12 protein-coding genes are annotated in these 17,165 nt (G+C 50.8%); 5 read left to right on the top strand and 7 right to left on the bottom strand.

What is annotated here, in order from left to right; all coding sequences use genetic code 11:
* Positions 1-2 precede the first annotated feature (2 nt).
* The 7 genes from OLMES_RS11370 to OLMES_RS11345 form a co-directional block, all read right to left on the bottom strand.
* Positions 3-479, bottom strand: coding sequence for an AraC family transcriptional regulator (locus tag OLMES_RS11370; protein ID WP_087461367.1), 477 nt, complete (start codon positions 477-479; stop codon positions 3-5).
* Between the two features lie 108 nt (positions 480-587).
* Positions 588-1,823, bottom strand: a complete 1,236-nt coding sequence (locus OLMES_RS11365; protein WP_087461366.1) for a DUF3570 domain-containing protein — start codon at positions 1,821-1,823, stop codon at positions 588-590.
* On the bottom strand, positions 1,753-2,046 hold the full coding sequence (locus OLMES_RS11360) for a DUF4266 domain-containing protein (RefSeq protein ID WP_087464451.1): 294 nt from the start codon (positions 2,044-2,046) through the stop codon (positions 1,753-1,755). The genes OLMES_RS11365 and OLMES_RS11360 overlap by 71 nt, the downstream gene beginning before the upstream one ends.
* 21 nt (positions 2,047-2,067) lie before the next feature.
* Positions 2,068-2,622: a peroxiredoxin family protein gene (locus OLMES_RS11355; protein WP_087461365.1), complete on the bottom strand. Its 555-nt coding sequence runs from the start codon at positions 2,620-2,622 to the stop codon at positions 2,068-2,070.
* 49 nt (positions 2,623-2,671) lie between these two features.
* Positions 2,672-3,313: an outer membrane beta-barrel domain-containing protein gene (locus OLMES_RS11350; RefSeq protein WP_232465320.1), complete on the bottom strand. Its 642-nt coding sequence runs from the start codon at positions 3,311-3,313 to the stop codon at positions 2,672-2,674.
* Between the two features lie 2 nt (positions 3,314-3,315).
* Positions 3,316-4,110, bottom strand: coding sequence for an outer membrane beta-barrel protein (locus tag OLMES_RS27965; RefSeq protein WP_157678269.1), 795 nt, complete (start codon positions 4,108-4,110; stop codon positions 3,316-3,318).
* On the bottom strand, positions 4,107-6,851 hold the full coding sequence (locus tag OLMES_RS11345) for an HzsA-related protein (RefSeq protein WP_157678268.1): 2,745 nt from the start codon (positions 6,849-6,851) through the stop codon (positions 4,107-4,109). Before OLMES_RS11345 ends, OLMES_RS27965 begins: the two co-directional genes overlap by 4 nt.
* A 217-nt stretch (positions 6,852-7,068) precedes the next feature.
* Between OLMES_RS11345 and OLMES_RS11340 the strand changes: the two genes are divergently transcribed.
* From OLMES_RS11340 to OLMES_RS11320, 5 genes are all read left to right on the top strand, one after another.
* A complete protein-coding gene (locus OLMES_RS11340) occupies positions 7,069-8,265 on the top strand; it encodes a hypothetical protein (RefSeq protein ID WP_087461363.1) in 1,197 nt (398 codons plus the stop codon).
* 2 nt (positions 8,266-8,267) lie between these two features.
* The gene (locus tag OLMES_RS11335) at positions 8,268-10,748 is read left to right on the top strand and encodes a LamG domain-containing protein (protein ID WP_087461362.1); all 2,481 of its coding nucleotides are present in this window, start codon (positions 8,268-8,270) and stop codon (positions 10,746-10,748) included.
* A 12-nt stretch (positions 10,749-10,760) separates the two neighbouring features.
* Complete coding sequence (locus OLMES_RS11330; RefSeq protein ID WP_087461361.1) at positions 10,761-12,380, top strand: general secretion pathway protein GspF; 1,620 nt, start codon at positions 10,761-10,763, stop codon at positions 12,378-12,380.
* A 324-nt stretch (positions 12,381-12,704) separates the two neighbouring features.
* Complete coding sequence (locus tag OLMES_RS11325) at positions 12,705-13,439, top strand: acyl-homoserine-lactone synthase (protein WP_157678267.1); 735 nt, start codon at positions 12,705-12,707, stop codon at positions 13,437-13,439.
* A 341-nt stretch (positions 13,440-13,780) separates the two neighbouring features.
* A complete protein-coding gene (locus OLMES_RS11320; protein WP_087461359.1) occupies positions 13,781-17,137 on the top strand; it encodes an ExeM/NucH family extracellular endonuclease in 3,357 nt (1,118 codons plus the stop codon).
* The last annotated feature ends 28 nt before the right edge of the window (positions 17,138-17,165 follow it).

The following is a 17,165-nucleotide window of genomic DNA, read 5'->3' as shown; positions in this document are numbered from 1 at the left end:
CCTTACCATTGTCGCACCCGAAACTCGGGCTGCTGGAGCGCTGCGCTGTCCCGAATAGTGAGCTCCAGGTGCGCTGGATCTTCGCTTTTCTGAAACCGGGTTGTCACTGCGCGCCGGTAATCACGCCCATTCGGACCCACACCAACGAATACCGCCGTAAGCTCATGCTCGCCTTTTTTCAGGTTGCCAGCATAGATTCTTTGCAACCCACCTTTTGACAATGCAGCAGCCTGTCGTTCGGTATACAGGTGGCTCGCCACTGTGCGTCCGTCAATTTCAACTTCAACAGCGTCCAGCTGGAAGAAATAGCCCACATCCAGCGATACAAATATTGCTACTTGTGTCGTCGCCGGAAACAGCAGATCTTCCTCAAGAATGAAGAGGTCTCGATTGAGCTCAATTGCCTGCTGCTTAAGAGCCTCAATCTCATCTGTCAGGGATTCTGCAGCATTTATAAGGGGCACAATGCAAAGCTGCACTATCAAAACAACTCCTCCGAAAAAACACCTGACGATCTGTGCTCCAAATCTCACGGGCTTATTTCGAGTGACCATCGCTCTCTCCCCCACATACCTGCTCAGTACAGGTCAATAACGCAAATTGAGTAAAAGCCGCGTAACATCGGCATTAAAGCTGTAAAGCGGCTCGGTTCCTGGTGCGAGATCCTGTCTCACTGCATTGCGGAAATCGTCATAATCAAACAGCATATAATCGTACAATATACTGATTGTCCCCGAATCAATCTGTCCCCATGCCGTTTCCGGGAATTCATAGCTGATCCCCAGACCGATACTGTTCGATGAGAAACGGCTAAGCTCCTTGTCCCGTGCCAGGAAATTCTGGGCATCGCGGTATGGAAACAAGTCCTGATAAAAATCAGCACTGGTTTGCTGGTAATAACGATATTTAAGATCAAGGATCCACTGGTTTTCAAACGGATGAACGTAAGCCAGCTCCGCCGTATGGGCGCGAATCCCCCAGGAGTCAGTGAAAAAGCGGTACTGTCCGGACAGTGCAGCTCGATAAGGCAGGTAATGGGTGGCCTTTACTGCCAGTGCATTGCTGGTTCGGGTATGGGGGTAAACCTCGTCCTGATAATCCACGCGATCTCCCCCCTCATCCTGGACCAGGAACCGTACCTGGCGATAAGGATTGTTGAGATAGCCTTCATCGCTGATCAATTCGTAGCTAAACGTAAGCAGTGCAGTTTTGCTGAGTACCTGGGTCAGCCCCATCCGGTAATGCCTGCGGTCCGCCTCTTCCGAAAAGTTGACTGCCCCGGTCTTCCCTACTTCGTCCCAACCCCGTGAATACCCGATATTGAGCGTCGTTAAATCACCAAAAAAATCCTGTGAGAGATCGAAATGAAATGACTGTGCTGCAAAGTCAGATTCATCACTGTCCGTAAAACTCAGGCTCACAGTACCTTTGTTAATGAGATAGTCGACGCCGACACTTATTTCAGTTCGCTCCTCGCGATAAGGGCTTGCAGTTGCCAGCACATCTACAGATGCACTGCTGACTTTGTCCACGTAGTAATTCGCATTCACGGAGACCTGTGAACCCATTGATTTGCGTATCAGTACAGAAGGCCCATCAATTTTCATTCCGCCGCCTTCATAGCGATGATAAAGCAGACTGACGTCATCTTCCGGCAAAACAGCTGAATTGGAATTGCCACTAAAGCACAACAGCGCGCTCAGCCCCCAGACCCGGCAAAACTGAATCACATTATTTCGCTTCGGGTACTGCTCAATTACAACCACACCCACCCCCGGAAACACCTTCTGCGCCGCGCGCCCCTTCACGGGCCTGATAAACATGATTCATATACCCTGCAGCCAGACCATGACGATTAACCGCCATAATCGGATCTGCCAACAGGTGCCGCTCATAGGGCATGACCCATGGCTCAATGCTCGTGCAACCGGATGATGCAAAAACACCAACAAACAATAAACAACCCAGGCAACGGGACAAGCCCGCTTTGAAGGACTGATGCACATCAAACGGTAAGCGATGAGTAACTTGATATATTATTTTCATGTTAGTTCGCGCAGGCCCCATTCATTCTCGAATCAATGCTTTCACCTGGGATTCATACTCCAGCTCATATCCCGGCTGGTAACCCATGTGCCAATGTCTGGCAATACCGTTTCGATCGATTAATACTGTGGACGGCATTGCTTTGACTTCGAATAGTTGGGTGACACGATTCTGATGGTCGTAAAGCACAGGAAAACTGACGGACTGGCTTTGCAGAAACTTGTCGGCCAACGCCTGTTGGGCATCCACATTGACCGCTAAAACGGTAAAGCCATATTTGCTCCATTTCTGTTGGATTTTCTCCAGTTCCGGCATTTCCTGCCGGCAGGGTCCACACCATGAAGCCCAAAAATTCAGTAAGACCACCTGGCCCCTGTAATCATTGAGTCGAAGATTTTGACCGGTGGTACTTTTCAGCGTGAAGTCCGGTGCGGGCGTATTCGCGGAAGATGGATTCGGGACACTCAACAACAAGCTGAATACCAGCGCGATACCAAGCACACCGACAACATGTTCCCGACTCCGAAAATTCAAGTTTCCTGCTTGGTGGTTGACGTTCTGATTGAATTGCTTCATTAACCCTGCTCCGCGTTGCTCGTACCAACTTGATACCCGACCGTACAATTTAAAAATAGACGGACCACTGTGTACTCATTTCAAAGTTATGGGTCGTTTTGTCTACTCCCAGCAAATCATTATCAAATATGTGATCTCGAACCATAAAGTGAATGGCAAAACGATCCGTTAACAAGAACTGGTACCCCCAGCCGACATTTAATGTCAGCCGATTATCACCGGCAAAGTCCGTCGCTCCCAAACCCGCAACCAGATACATTCTCGTATTAAACGTATAGGAATCACTCCAGTAGGCTTCACCGGGAAACAGGTTGTAGCCGACACTAAGGTTGTACAGCAGCATATCGCGATCACCATCAGGTACCAGTTGAGCCGAGCCGCTCAGCGCTTCATAACTCGTCGTGCCGGCTTCAGCGTAGCCGACGTTCAGTTCGGCAAACACGTCTTCACTTATATGGTAGGCAAGGCGCCCGCCTAACAAATAACTGGTTTCAAAATCTTCGATGCTGATCAGGCCAATCGTCAGTCCCAGCTCGAAATCATCTGCATTAATATCTGACTCAGATACCGGCCTGGGAACCACCTCCGGCTGAATAACCGGAGGCGATCTTTGATACTCGACACTGACTTCAGAAGTTGGCGGGACTGCTTCCTCTGACTGTACGACAGCCGATAACAGAACCGCTGCCAAACCTAAAAAAATACACCTAGTCCAATTTTCCATTCTTCTGCTTCTTCGTTATCATCTCGTTCAGTAAAAAAACTGCTTTCCCGGTACTCAAAGCGACCAAAAAAGCGTCCTCCGAGGTAGTATCGCAACCCGATCCCGACATGCACGGCGTCTTCCAATCGTTTCTTTTCCTTCACCAATGTGGCTTTGGGAAGAATGCGAACCTTGCCAATACCCAGGCCAAAGTACGGAGACCAACGCCAAAGGGGCCAGGGTTGATGGGTAATGCCAATATTGACCAGTTGCGATTCCGAAAAGTCGCCCAGAACCTGGGTAGCCTGCATTTCCATGCTGATATTGTCTGTGAATAAGTACGCACCACTCAGGGTCAAGGATGTTGCGCTGGCAAATTGCCCCGCAAGTACACTGACTTCCCATCGACGGTCGTGATAACCCTCACGGGTAACATCTACAAATTCAACGGCGGTGCCGTCCAAAGCCAATGTTTTTGCCAGCTGTTCCCGGGTCACCCAGCCGTGATGCCCTTCTCGGGTTTCAACCTTGATCCATCCAGTTTTTTGCTTCAGCAATAAAATTTGCTCGCCGCGGCGCACCACGAAAAATACCGGATACCCCCGACCGGGCCCGGTTTTGAGTTCAACAAATGGATCAATCACCTCAACCACCAGGAGATTTCGCTCTGGGGTAATCTCCTCAGCATAACCAACCATTGGTAAAGCTTGTGCCGCCAAAACAAGACAGAGCAACACCTGTGACCAGGTGTATTTAAAGTGTTTAAATCCTGCCAAGAAGATCATTGCTCAGGAACCTTGAAGGGATCGTTGTAATATTGTGCGCCATTATCCAACCACTCCGCGATCAAACGCAGTTCAGCAGGTTGCAGCCAACCGGCATGAATCCCCCCGGCACTAAACTTCGGAAAAAAGCGTTCACTGCCCCATGCATCCCCCGGGTTCATAACCCGCTCAACCGGTATTGTGGTGACCTGAACTACTGGATTCCCTTGGGCATCAAGAATCGGCTCGCCAGTGTCATCGACAACCAACACCGGGTTGCCCTCTCCATCGAATACTGGAACTGTGCGGTCCACCAACAGACCATCCACAATCGCCTGCTCATCATCGCCCGCCAGCAGCTCTTGATAAGAGGTCATATGTGCGGCGTTACGCTCGGACACTTGGGCCGTTAAATCCAGTTGTCCGGCGGGAATCTGCACCGAAGTATCTGAACTCAGGGCACTATGGCAGGTTACACAGGTATGATCTTCTACCAGCACACCTGTCTCGTTATCAATGCGGGTACGAGCCAGTTGCCAGAGCGGCTGTATGTGGGTCTCATAGTGAATTACAGTCCGGCAGAAGACAGTCCAGTTTTGCGCACAGGACGCTGTAACGGGGGCTGGGGTGGCGAGGTCACTGTAACGTAGCGCAGTTGCGGCGTTTGGCGTAGACAATTCAGGGTTAGTCCAGTTATCTTGGTAGCTTAGATCAGGTAATAGATCAGGTACCCCTTGAATCCGGGCCAACGTCTCTGCCATGGTTTCACCCATATCGGCAAACAACTCCGGATGGGTGCCAGGATGGGGCAAACCAGTGGTGGACGCGCCAACATTGATTGATCCCAATCCCTCAGAATCCCGACGATGAGGATAACGGCTCTCCCCGGTATGGCAACCATTACACTCGAGAGTCTCTCCGGGACGCACCTGCAACCAGCTCAAGTGGGGTTCGAAAATACGCAAACCATTCTGGTCGATTACATCGATGGCAAATGCAACATTTGCAGGAACCCGGAACGTGCTCGAACCATCCGGTTCAATGGGGGTATAACCCAATATCTCGCGCATCCCCAGCCGACGACTGACACCAAAGGCGCTCTCTGGTGTGTTATGCACAGCTTCAGGGGGTATTCCGACTGCTTTGCTGACCCGTAAAAAACGCGCAGGTCGCTCACTGGCACGGGTCTGCACTGGATTGGCGAGAACTGCAATCCCCGACTCCGAGATATCTGCGCCATCCAGATCATAGACACTGCGGATATGTACGATACCAAAACCGGCTTCACCAGCTGCCAGCTCCTCATCAGAACTGGGTCCCCTGGTGCCTTGTTCAATCAATTTTTCATTTGGTACTCCTGCTACAACCGCATCAGCAAAAACAACGTTTTCCTCGGGCTGCAATAACGGTATTCGGGAGCCGGCTGCGGGATCATAAATCCAGAGGCCGTAGAGCGGTTCTGCCAATGTGTAACTGCGGCTTTCATCAAGAATAGTTCCATTACTGTCTATGCGACCGGCGCAAGGTACTATCCGGGGTGCTGGATCTCCGTTTTCTTCCTCCACTTGCCATTGCAGTCGACAAGCACTCCAGCTGATCAAATAGCGCTGTGTTCCATCTCGAAGCGGTTCCGCACTGAGATAGCGCCCACCGAGTGCAGGACGACTGTCCAGCCGGATTGCATCAGGCGCTATTGATACCTGACCCGGTTCTATACCCTCCCCCACCTGACCAGGGTCTGGCTTCGCGAGTTGATCCCTATCAGAATAGTCATCGGTGTTGATCCGAACAATATCACCACCCAATTGTCCTGAATTGACGGGGGTAAAAGCCGCGAAAACCTCCCCCTCTAGACCCACTCCCCCCGGAAGCGGTTTTGAAAATTGTCCTTGAACCCCCGCCCCGGAATCGTGACTATGGTGACCGTACAACAGGGACAAATCCGCACCATCTGGATTCACCCGATACAAATCGAAGGCACTGTTATTCCCAACATTGTTCCAGCGACTGAATACAATCTGCCCCGTCGGCAACACACCAGGGTCTATATCATGACTGGGATTGAAGGTAATTTGCGTAATGTCCGAGCCATCCTCTGCCATGGTATGCAGATTAAAAGCAGGGTTGCGAAGATCTTCTTCCAGGGCACTGAATTGCGGCTTACCTTCATCCAGCAATACCGCTTTTGATTGGCGTTGCCGGGTAGATGCAAACACAATATTGCCATCAGGCAAATACTGCGGACTTATATCGTGTCCCTGATTTGCAATCGTATCGGACTGGATAATTCGAGTCAGACCACCAGAGGCGATCTCGTATTGCCAAATATTCCAGGTGGTTTCATCTTCATCGCCGGGCGCACGCATGGCAAACAGAAGTCGCTCACCATCCAGGGAAACGGAAACATCTTTGACGTCATACACCGGTGTGGGCTGATCATCGCTTATAAAGGCTGCAGAGCTGATATCCACGGCTGTAGCAGAGGCTGAAGCCTGAGGCTTCAAATACAATACCGCACCCGGATTGAATCGGGCAGGATCTCGCAGATCCCGAACATAGCGCCGTCCCTCCGGGTCCATCAAGGGGCGCTTGACATAAGCCACCGGAAAGGATTGCACGACGGGGTCCGGATTTTGATTATCACTGCCAATACCGCTGTCACAAGCTGCTAGCAAGGCGAGGGTATACACGCAAGCCAGCGTCAATATCCGGCGTGAACCACAGTTCAGGCCGAGCGCCAAGCGGTTTTGTGGTGTCTCCATCTCTATCCTTATTAAGATTATTTCGACTTAATCTCACAATAGTTGGGTTGGCGCAGTAGACACCACAACAACTGCGTAACCTAATGTAAAGCTGAGAAATTGTGCACAACCATAAGCACAAGTCCATCTAAGATTACTACAAAATCGACAATACCCCCTTACAAAATGACGTAAATACGCCATTATTCTACTGAAGACACCACACAGGGATAAAACAATGCGACGGTATTTGACAGGCATATTACTCGTGCTGCAATTCGTAAGCAGTTGTGCGTTGGCGGGTCCCGGGGAACAGGCAAAACGAATTTATGATCGCATTACCGGTGTACCGGCAGATGCAGAACAACTGCAAGCCATGGCTAACCTGATCGAACAAGGGCAAGCAATCGACAGCGCCTACATTGCCATGAACGAACCCGCTTTTTATGATGTCACCCTGAAAGATTTAGCCACCCCGTGGACCAATGAAGCACAAACCCGCTTTGCCCCCCTCAATGACTACAGTGCAACCTTTATCGGCCTGGTGCGTGATGAACTGGATATTCGCTTGCTGCTATCAGCGGATATTATCTATTTGGGCAATTCGAGCGCTCTTCCCCCCTATTCACTAAGTGACAATAATCATTACGAACAGCTGGCGGAATCGGGCCAGCCTCTGAAGGACAGTCTGGTGCAGCGCAGGCAATCTGAAGTTAACGGATTGCCTGCTGAAGCGACATCCGGCGTACTGACAACGCGCGCAGCCGCCAAAGCCTTTTTTATTGGTGGTACCAATCGCGCAATGTTTCGATTTACGCTCATGAACCACCTGTGTACTGATCTTGAACCACTAAAAGACACCAGTCTACCACCGGACCGTATCCGTCAGGATGTGAGTCGAAGTCCCGGTGGCGATAGCCGTATCTTTTTGAATAATTGCATCGCTTGTCATAACGCAATGGATCCGATGACCCAGGCTTTTGCCTACTACGAATATGAGTATGACAGTGACGCAGACCCTGAGGGCCAGAACGGGCAACTGACTTATAATCAGGCCGGGACTGTCGATCCGGAAACAAACAGTAGAGTTGAACCCAAAAACCTGATCAATGCCACTAACTTTCCCCATGGCTTTGTGACGAACGACGATCGCTGGGACAATTACTGGCGCAGCGGTAAAAACCGTGCTTTAGGGTGGCAGGAAAACCTTCCCGGATATGGAAATGGAGCAAAATCCTTCGGGGAAGAGCTGGCGAACTCGGAGGCTTTTGCTCGTTGTCAGGTGCAGAAAGTGTTTCAAAATATCTGTTTGCGCGCACCGGAAAATGAAGCCGACAAACTGCAAGTCACGAGAATGACCGAAAGCCTGAAAGCCAGCAACTTTAACCTCAAGCAGGTCTTTGCCGAATCTGCAGTCTATTGTATGGGAGACTGAACATGCTTCGTAGCCTGTCAATTGATGCCCTGTCAGGAATTGGGTGCTGTGTGGGACTGGCAATACTGCTTTCGCTCGGTGGCTGTGGCGGGAACAGTGGTGCTGATACCCAAACACGCCCGGACACCACGGTACCGCAGAATAACCAATACACCGGGCCAGCACCGGCGACGGATGATGTACAACGCTTTAAATTATTCGTCTGGGACAATCTAGCGCCCAGTAACCGTTGCGGCCAATGCCACAGCGAAACCCAAGCGCCTCTTTTTGTTGCTCGCGCGGATATCAATCAGGCTTATTCAGAAGCCAATGCCGTAACAAATCTGGACAACCCCTCTGATTCGATACTGGTTCGCAAGGTTGCCGGTGGTCACAACTGCTGGCTGGACAGCGATGCCGCCTGTGCGGATACCTTGTCGCGGTATCTCGAGGCTTGGGCTTCTGAGTCTGTCGGAAAAGAGGCGGTTATTGAATTAACGCCACCCCCTGTACTTGAGATCGGAAGCGCTAAACAGTTTAGCGACTCTAACCAAGGGTTTGCCGAGACGGTTTACCCGATACTGCAAAATTTCTGTGCCCAATGCCACAGCCGCTCGGCTGCCATTCCCCAAGCACCTTTTTTTGCGGACCCGGATATTGATATCGCCTATTCGGAAGCGCAAGCAAAAATAGACCTAACCACTCCAGATAACTCCAGAGTGGTTATCCGGTTACGGGATGAATTCCACAATTGCTGGAGCGAATGTGAACAAAACGCTGCACAGCTTACGGCGGCAATTTCCGACCTGAGTGAGACCCTGCCGGAAATCACTTTTGACCAAACGCTACTAACCAGCAAGGCACTTACGCTGGAGCACGGCATCCTGGCATCGAGCGGTGGCCGTTATCAGGAAAATGCAGTGGCGCTATACGAGTTTAAAACCGGTGAAGGTACAACCGTATTCGATACCAGCGGGGTTGAGCCTGCGCTCAATCTGACACTCAGTGGTGACACCGAGTGGGTAGCGGGCTGGGGTATTACGTTGAATGGTGGCAAGGCACAAGGCTCGACCCTCTCCAGTCGAAAACTACAAAACAGCATCACTGCAACGGGAGAATATTCGATTGAAACCTGGTTGGCATCAGCAACTACAACGCAAGAAGGACCGGCGCGCATTGTCAGTTACTCAGCGGGGTTAAATGCCCGAAACTTCACGCTCGGTCAGCTGCAGCAAAACTACACCTTTTCTCTGCGTCATGCCAACACGGATGCCAATGGCGCGCCGGCACTAACAACACCCGACGCATCAACTGCCCTGCAGGCGACCTTGCAGCATGTTGTCGCCACCTATTCACCCGCTTACGGTCGCCGGATTTATGTTAACGGAGAACTTGTCTCTGACCCCGATGCAGCCATTCCCGGCAACCTGAATGACTGGGATAATACCTATGCCTTCGTGCTTGGTAATGAGGTTTCTGGCAATCGTCCCTGGCAAGGAACTATCAGAATGCTCGCTATCCATAACCGCGCCCTGACACCAGAGCAAATCAACACTAATTTCGACGCCGGCGTTGGTCAACAATTTTACCTGTTATTCAATAGCTCACACCTGCATCAAGAATCCACGCAACCAAGCGAAAGTTATATTGTTTTCAAAGTTAGCCAATTCGACAATTTCAGTTACTTGTTCAGCTCGCCTTTTTTCATCAGTCTGGATCCGGACTTCATTCCGGAAAACATTCAGTTGAGCGGCTTACGCATTGGTATTAACGGGCGGGAACAAACTGTAGGCCAGGCTTTCGCAAACTTGAACGTAACACTCTCCCCCGGCGAATACAGTACCGAACGAGGTCAAACCCTGTCTTCATTGGGAACCATTATTCCAGTAGATCGCGGCGCAGAGGTGGATGAGTTTTTCATTACCTTTGATCGCTATGGTGATCAACAATACGTCCGACTTGAGCCCCCTGCACCACCATCGGACGCCCCCCAAACGCCGACTCCGAAGGCAACAATCGGTATCCGCACATCCAATGATATCAACCATTCACTGGCAACCATTACCGGTGTCCCGACCACACACCCGGCAGTCGCCGCAACGTTTTCCACCGTGCAGGAACAATTACCCGCTCAGGAAAATATCGATGGATTTCTCTCATCCCAGCAAATGGCCATTACCCAGCTCGCCATTGCCTACTGCGATGCACTCGTCGAGGATTCTGATTTGAGAACACGCTTTTTCCCGGGTTTTGATTTCAATCAAGCGGTCGATGTGGCCCTGGATGAACGGGGTAGAACAACAGTGGTAAACAGTCTGCTCGAGAAAGTCATGCCCGGAGAATTGCAGTCACAACCCAGCACAGTAGACGTACAGAATGAATTGCACGATCTGCTCGATCGACTGATTAAATGCCCCGGAAATTGCAGTACCGAACGAACGAGAACGGTGGTTAAATCAACTTGCGCAGCAATGTTAGGCAGTGCTGTGATGCTTATTCAGTGAACTGAGGTAAAAATGCGTTTACGTCGAGCCAAACAGTCCAGTATTCCAGCTGATCAACCGTTGTTCCATACGGATCACCCCCGCCCCAGAACGCGCCGGGAGTTTATTGCGCAAAGCATGACGGCAGGGCTGGCAACCGTATTAGGCCCATCCATATTTGGCCTGTTCGCACAGCCTGAAATAGCCAGAGCCGCACTTTCACCCGACCTTCAAGCATTAAAAAATGGTTGCGGACTGAGTGTTCAAGGGGCTGGAAAGATTCCATTCATCTGTTTCGATCTGGCCGGCGGCGCAAACATCGCCGGATCAAATGTACTTGTCGGTGGACCCGGTGGGCAACTCGATTTCCTGTCGCCCAATGGCTACAGCAAACTCGGGGTGCCCGGGAATATGCTTCCCAGCACCGCAAATCCCAATAATACCAATCCAAGTCAGTTCGGTAGCGATTTCATTAACGCCGAACTCGGGCTCGCCTTCCATTCTGACAGTGCTTTCTTGCGGGGAATACTTGAACGTACAGCGTTAATGACCCGAGCGGGCATCAATGGCGCGGTCATTCCAGCCCGGTCAGAAAATGATACGGGAAATAACCCACACAACCCAATGTACGGTATTCAGCGTACGGGTGCCGAAGGTTCGCTGCTTGGCCTGATCGGATCGCGAAACTCCGATTCCGGCGGCAACTCAATGAGCCCGGCGATGTTGCTTGATCCGTCACTACGTCCCACAAAAGTGGATCGCCCCAGCGACGTAACCGGCCTGGTTGATGTCGGTGACCTTGTCGGTTTACTGGATCAATCCGATGCAGTAGCAGTCATGGAATCCATCCAGCGTATCAGCGATATGAAACTCAACCGTGTTGATACCGGCATCAGCACAGATGAAGTTATCAAGGATCTGGTTCGTTGTGGTTATGTGAAAAGCGCGGACCTCGCAGATCGCTTTGGTAACCCCGCAACCCTCAACCCTGCACTGGACCCACAGATTGTTGGCGCAAACGGTATTTTTACCCAGGACGAGTTTGATCGTGATGGCGAATTTCGTAAAACCGCCTCGGTAATGAAGCTGGTAATCAATGGCTTCGCAGGTGCAGGTACCATTACCATGGGCGGTTTCGACTATCATACCGGAGACCGCTCCACCGGCGAAGTACGGGACTTGCGCGCCGGACGCTGCATGGGCGCATGTCTGGAATATGCCGCAAGGGTCGGTGTGCCACTCATGCTCTACGTATTCAGTGACGGCTCCGTTGCCAGCAACGGACGCATTGACGACTCAGAGAACGGCCGGGGCAAAGGTGAATGGACCGGCGACAATTCCTCAACGGCGGCATCCTTCTTTCTGGTATACAACCCTGCCGGTCGCCCCGTGCCTCTGGGCGGATCCCCAGACATGCAACTGCGCCGACAACAAATTGGCTATATGCGCCCTGATGCTTCAGTCGAGACCGCATCAAGCCCCACGGCAAACAATGTGAATTTACTCGTCGACACGATTTTACTGAACTATATGGCACTCCACGGTGAACAAAGTCAGTTTTCCAACCTGTTTTCCCTCAACAGCCTGGGTGGTTCATCAATCGTTGACCAGCTTACCGTATTTGAGCCGATTGTTAATGGCACAATCAGTTGATGAAGATAACATCCCCAGTGCAATCACAACAGGTCTAGACGTTTCTATATTGCAACATGATATATTCCTGTTTTGATTATAGTTTTTAAGATATAACAGAAAACTCGAGACCTAAATCGGTACGATGTTGCCAATATGCAACAAAATCTGGCACAAAACTCAAATATAGACCAAATACTCCTACCTTTATAAAACCTTACCACTTTGTTTTATATATATTAATTCGTTTATGGTACTTTTTTAGCTAGAAACGCGCGTTACCTTACTAACCTCTTAAATACACCCGGTTAATAACGTTTGATACGATGGCGCAAGGAGCCTTTAGTGAACGAAAAAAATCAGATCTATCAGTCATTGAATCACCCACAATTTCTCATTGCGGGCAACCGTCCAGTCTCGATACACAGGGCTGATACCAGAGGTCTAAAGGAAGAAGCCTACCGACTACGTTACCAAGTCTACTGTAAGCACCTTGGATTCGAACCCGAAGATGAACACCCCGACCAACTGGAACAAGATCGCTATGATCAGTGGTCTTACCACTTGCTCGTACGCGACGAAATATCAGGTCGATACGTCGGTACCATGCGTCTGGTCAGCCCGAACCAAGGCACTCAGCAAGCTCTGCCATTGCAAAATTTCTATACCGAAAAACAACTGCTTCCGGCTCAGGAACGGCCATCAGTCTGGCACTCTGGTCAACATATCGAGTATTCCAGATTGGCGATTTCACCGGAAACAGCAACTCAATATTCAAAAACCTACCCCATCGAAGTTGCCCGGTTACTCTACCTCAGCGCGTCCGCTTTTTTTGTTTCCCAACCCCGGTTACAACATGCCCACTGTTTTGTGGAAGGTCGACTGGCCCGTCGTCTCAACATAATCGGCTTGCCTCTGGAGCGTACCGCCCACTACGTCGAATTCAAGGGACAGCGCGCAGCTTACTACTTCAGCAAACGCAACTATGAAAACTGGTTCCGTGGCGAATCCAAAGAACTCTTTTACGCCCTCCTGCAATTGGAACACTGGAATACAAATTCAACCAGACGGGCTGCTTAAGTGGCAGCCCGTTTCAAGAGCCACACCAACAAACAGATATAACCATCTTCCCCCCCTCGCAAAATCGGCTGAGACCAGTCAGCAGTTTAATGTCTCAATACACCACAATCTATTCTGAAGTTTCTGCAAAATACTTTATTATTAATACCTTATCTAGACCTCTCCGGGAGCCTGCGACAGGGCTGGTTCTCCAGCATAAACAAGGAAATATGCCATCAACAACGTTCTTATTCTTAATAAATATTTAACGCCAGCGTCACAAATGCTCATCAAGATACGCAACCAGCGATACATATCATTACATTTCGTCACAGATTAGTAACCTTGGAGGGCACTAGGAGATGAGGGGTTTAACACCGTTCAGAAAACTGGCACTAAGTACGGCAATTAGCAGCTGCTTGGTCTCGGGAATCGTATCCGCACAAATTATAGCTGAGCAGAATTTTAACAACCTGGACAGCACTCAAACGCAAACCACAGACAGCCTAACCGATGGCAATGCGCTGACTAACCTGTCTGCAATGAACCTCGGTGGCCCAGGAATCGGCTTCAATACGTTCTGGTATGATAGCCGCAGTATTGGCACAGGTCCGGTAACCGTATCCAGTGACAGTAGCGACTTTATCGGTGTTAGCAGCTTTGCGGGTTCAAACTCACCCGATGTCAGTCCTTCAGGCGTTGCAGTGAGTACGGGCACAGAGCACAACTTTGAATTCAACGATACCGATGGCCGCATCGAGCTGGTTTTCGACCCGGTTGACACAGCATTCGCAACCGGTGAACGAACACTCTCCCTTGACTACTGGATAAACGACACCGGATACGAAGCCGATGACAGCCTGGTTGTGTCACTCACTGACGGTGTTAATGAAGAGGTTATTCTCAGCCTGGTAGATACGGAGCTCGAAGCGAGCAGCTCAGCAGACGACGGCACCCCGAACTGGCAAACGCTTACAGTGAACCTGGATCAGGTATTAGCCCAAGCCGAATTACTCGATTTAGTAACCCTCAAAGTGAGCGTAGATACAAACTCCAGCAGTGAAAACATCTTCATCGACAATATAAAATTTGAATCAACAGACGGGCCCGTAAACGCGGCGGGGACTCTGGTTATCAATGAAATCGATTATGACCAACCGGGTACTGACAACGCAGAATTTATCGAGATCAAGAATATTTCGAACGAAGCCATTGCACTTGGGGCATATAGCCTCGAACTTTACAATGGCAGCAACGGTGGCTTGTACAACACTATCGTGCTCGACGATGCTATTCTGAGCGCCGGTGATTACTATGTCGTGTGTGCAGATGCATCGACCGTTGACCACTGTGATCAGGACGTAACGCCAGATACCAATCTGATTCAGAACGGCGCGCCCGATGCAATCCGGTTGGTGAATACCACGCTTGCAGAAACCGTAGATCAGGTTTCATACGAGGGTTCGGTTGTTGATGTTGTTGAAGGCACAGGCACTGAGAGCTTTGACAGCAACAGCATTCCCGACGTTGGATTATCACGAACACCAGATGGCACAGACAGCAACGATAACAATGCTGACTTCGCGTTCCGATGCAGCACACCCGGGGCACTCAACAGCGATCAATCAAGCAACTGTGTTGCCCCATCCGAGGTGTTGATCAGCGCCATTCAAGGTTCGGGGATCGAGAGTCCTCTGGTGGGCGAAACCGTTACCGTTGAAGCCATTGTTGTGGGTGATTTCCAGTCCGGCGGCCTTGGCAGTCAGGGCGACCTGCGCGGTTTCTATCTTCAGGAGGAGTCTTCAGATTGGGATACAGATGCCAAGACCTCCGAAGGTATTTATGTATTCGATGGAACTTCACCCGGTGTCGATGTCGCAGTGGGAGACAAGGTGGTTGTAACCGGTACTGTTGCAGAATACTTTGGTGAAACGCAAATCAATGTTACGTCCGGCTCAGTCGTGAAACAATCAAGCGGAAACACCGTAACTCCGACCTCACTGTTGTTACCTGCGACCGAAACGATAACCAACTCTGACGGCGATTTGATTGCCAATCTTGAAGCTTATGAAGGTATGCTTATCAGCTTCCCGCAATCGCTGAGCGTGACCGAACTTTACCAGTTGGATCGCTTTGGTGAATTACGCCTGGCTCAGGGCGGTCGTTTCTTCCAATTCACTCAGAATAGCTTGCCAAGTGTGAGTGGCTTCCAGACACATCTGGAAGACATTGCAAGACGTAATGTGATCCTTGATGACGGCTTGAGCAACCAGAATCCAGACCCGATTCGCTACCCTGCCCCGGGCCTCACCACCGACAATGCGCTTCGCATGGGTGACACCGTGACCGGTCTTACGGGTGTTGTTCGTTACAGTCGGGGCTCTGGCGGGTCAGGAGACGAAGGCTATCGCATCATGCCAACTGCAGAACCGGTTTTTGTTGCCGAAAATGCACGATCTGAAGCACCGGAAGTAGGCGGCACACTGAAAGTTGCCAGCTTCAACGTGCTCAATTTTTTCAACACGCTGGATACCAGTGCAGGCGCATGCTACCCATCCTTCAGCCGCGGCGACTGTCGCGGGGCGGACAACCAGGCAGAGTTTGACCGGCAACTGGAAAAAACCGTGACTGCACTGAGCACGATTGGCGCAGATGTCTACGGCCTGCTGGAAATCGAGAATGATTACACGGATGGTCCCAGCAGCGCGATCGCGACACTGACCTCAGCGTTGAACGCGACAGAAACCAATTGCTCAGAGTTCGGCTATGTTGATCCCGGTGCTCGCATTGGTAGCGATGCGATCGCTGTCGGTATGATCTACTGTAAGGACACGGTAGAGCTGGCATCAGGTTCAACGCCAAGCATTCTCGATGATTCCGATCTGGAAGCCTTGGGGATGGAAAGCCGCGCACCGCTGTTCAATGGCTATGCCACCAACCGTGCGACTCTGGCGACAACCTTCACCGAGAAAGCAAGCGGCGAATCTCTTACGATTGCAATCAATCATTTCAAATCCAAGGGTGACTCCGGACTGGCCGACTCAGAGACCTGTCAGAATGCCCCTGGGTCTGATTTGAACTGTGACCAGAATGACGGACAAGGGTTCTGGAACCAGCGTCGGACCTATGCTGCAGAAGCCCTCTCTGCATGGCTGCAAACCTTCCCGACCGGGCACAGTGATCCTGACTTTCTGGTCATGGGTGACTTGAATGGCTATGCAATGGAGGGTCCGGTTACCGCACTGATCGACCGCGGCTACACCAATCTGGTCACTGAATTCCACTCTGCGGGCAATGCCTACTCCTATGTCTTTGATGGCCAGGCGGGGAATCTGGATCATGGCCTCGCAAATGCCTCACTGCTGACTCAGGTTAACGATGCCCAAGACTGGCATATCAACTCCGACGAAGCCGATGGTCTGGATTACAATACCGATTTCGGTCGAAATACCAGTCTGTTCGATGGCACCGTTCCTTTCCGCTCTTCTGACCACGATCCTTTGATCATCGGCCTGAACCTGCAATCCATTGCACGGGGTGACTACGATCAGGACGGCGACATTGACCGCAACGATATGCTTTTGCTGCGTCAACATCTGAATGCGAACGTTGAACCGGGCCACCCGATGGACTGGAACGATGATGGCAGAATCACCGGTCTCGATATCCGTTTGCTGATATTACAGTGCAGCAACCAGCATTGCGCCTCGTCGAATTAAACGGATCATCCTGAAACCAATATCTTTA

The organism is Oleiphilus messinensis (assembly GCF_002162375.1).
GTDB lineage: Bacteria > Pseudomonadota > Gammaproteobacteria > Pseudomonadales > Oleiphilaceae > Oleiphilus > Oleiphilus messinensis.
Note: the sequence above shows the minus strand (reverse complement) of the source record. Positions and strands in the feature narration are given on the sequence as shown.

What these genes read in the sequence shown, in the direction of transcription:
- OLMES_RS11365 (WP_087461366.1), bottom strand. Translation starts at nt 1,823, where the DNA reads ATGTTTATCAGGCCCGTGAAGGGGCGCGCGGCGCAGAAGGTGTTTCCG.
- OLMES_RS11360 (WP_087464451.1), bottom strand. Translation starts at nt 2,046, where the DNA reads ATGAAAATAATATATCAAGTTACTCATCGCTTACCGTTTGATGTGCAT.
- OLMES_RS11355 (WP_087461365.1), bottom strand. Translation starts at nt 2,622, where the DNA reads ATGAAGCAATTCAATCAGAACGTCAACCACCAAGCAGGAAACTTGAAT.
- OLMES_RS27965 (WP_157678269.1), bottom strand. Translation starts at nt 4,110, where the DNA reads ATGATCTTCTTGGCAGGATTTAAACACTTTAAATACACCTGGTCACAG.
- OLMES_RS11345 (WP_157678268.1), bottom strand. Translation starts at nt 6,851, where the DNA reads ATGGAGACACCACAAAACCGCTTGGCGCTCGGCCTGAACTGTGGTTCA.
- OLMES_RS11340 (WP_087461363.1), top strand. Translation starts at nt 7,069, where the DNA reads ATGCGACGGTATTTGACAGGCATATTACTCGTGCTGCAATTCGTAAGC.
- OLMES_RS11335 (WP_087461362.1), top strand. Translation starts at nt 8,268, where the DNA reads ATGCTTCGTAGCCTGTCAATTGATGCCCTGTCAGGAATTGGGTGCTGT.
- OLMES_RS11330 (WP_087461361.1), top strand. Translation starts at nt 10,761, where the DNA reads ATGCGTTTACGTCGAGCCAAACAGTCCAGTATTCCAGCTGATCAACCG.
- OLMES_RS11320 (WP_087461359.1), top strand. Translation starts at nt 13,781, where the DNA reads ATGAGGGGTTTAACACCGTTCAGAAAACTGGCACTAAGTACGGCAATT.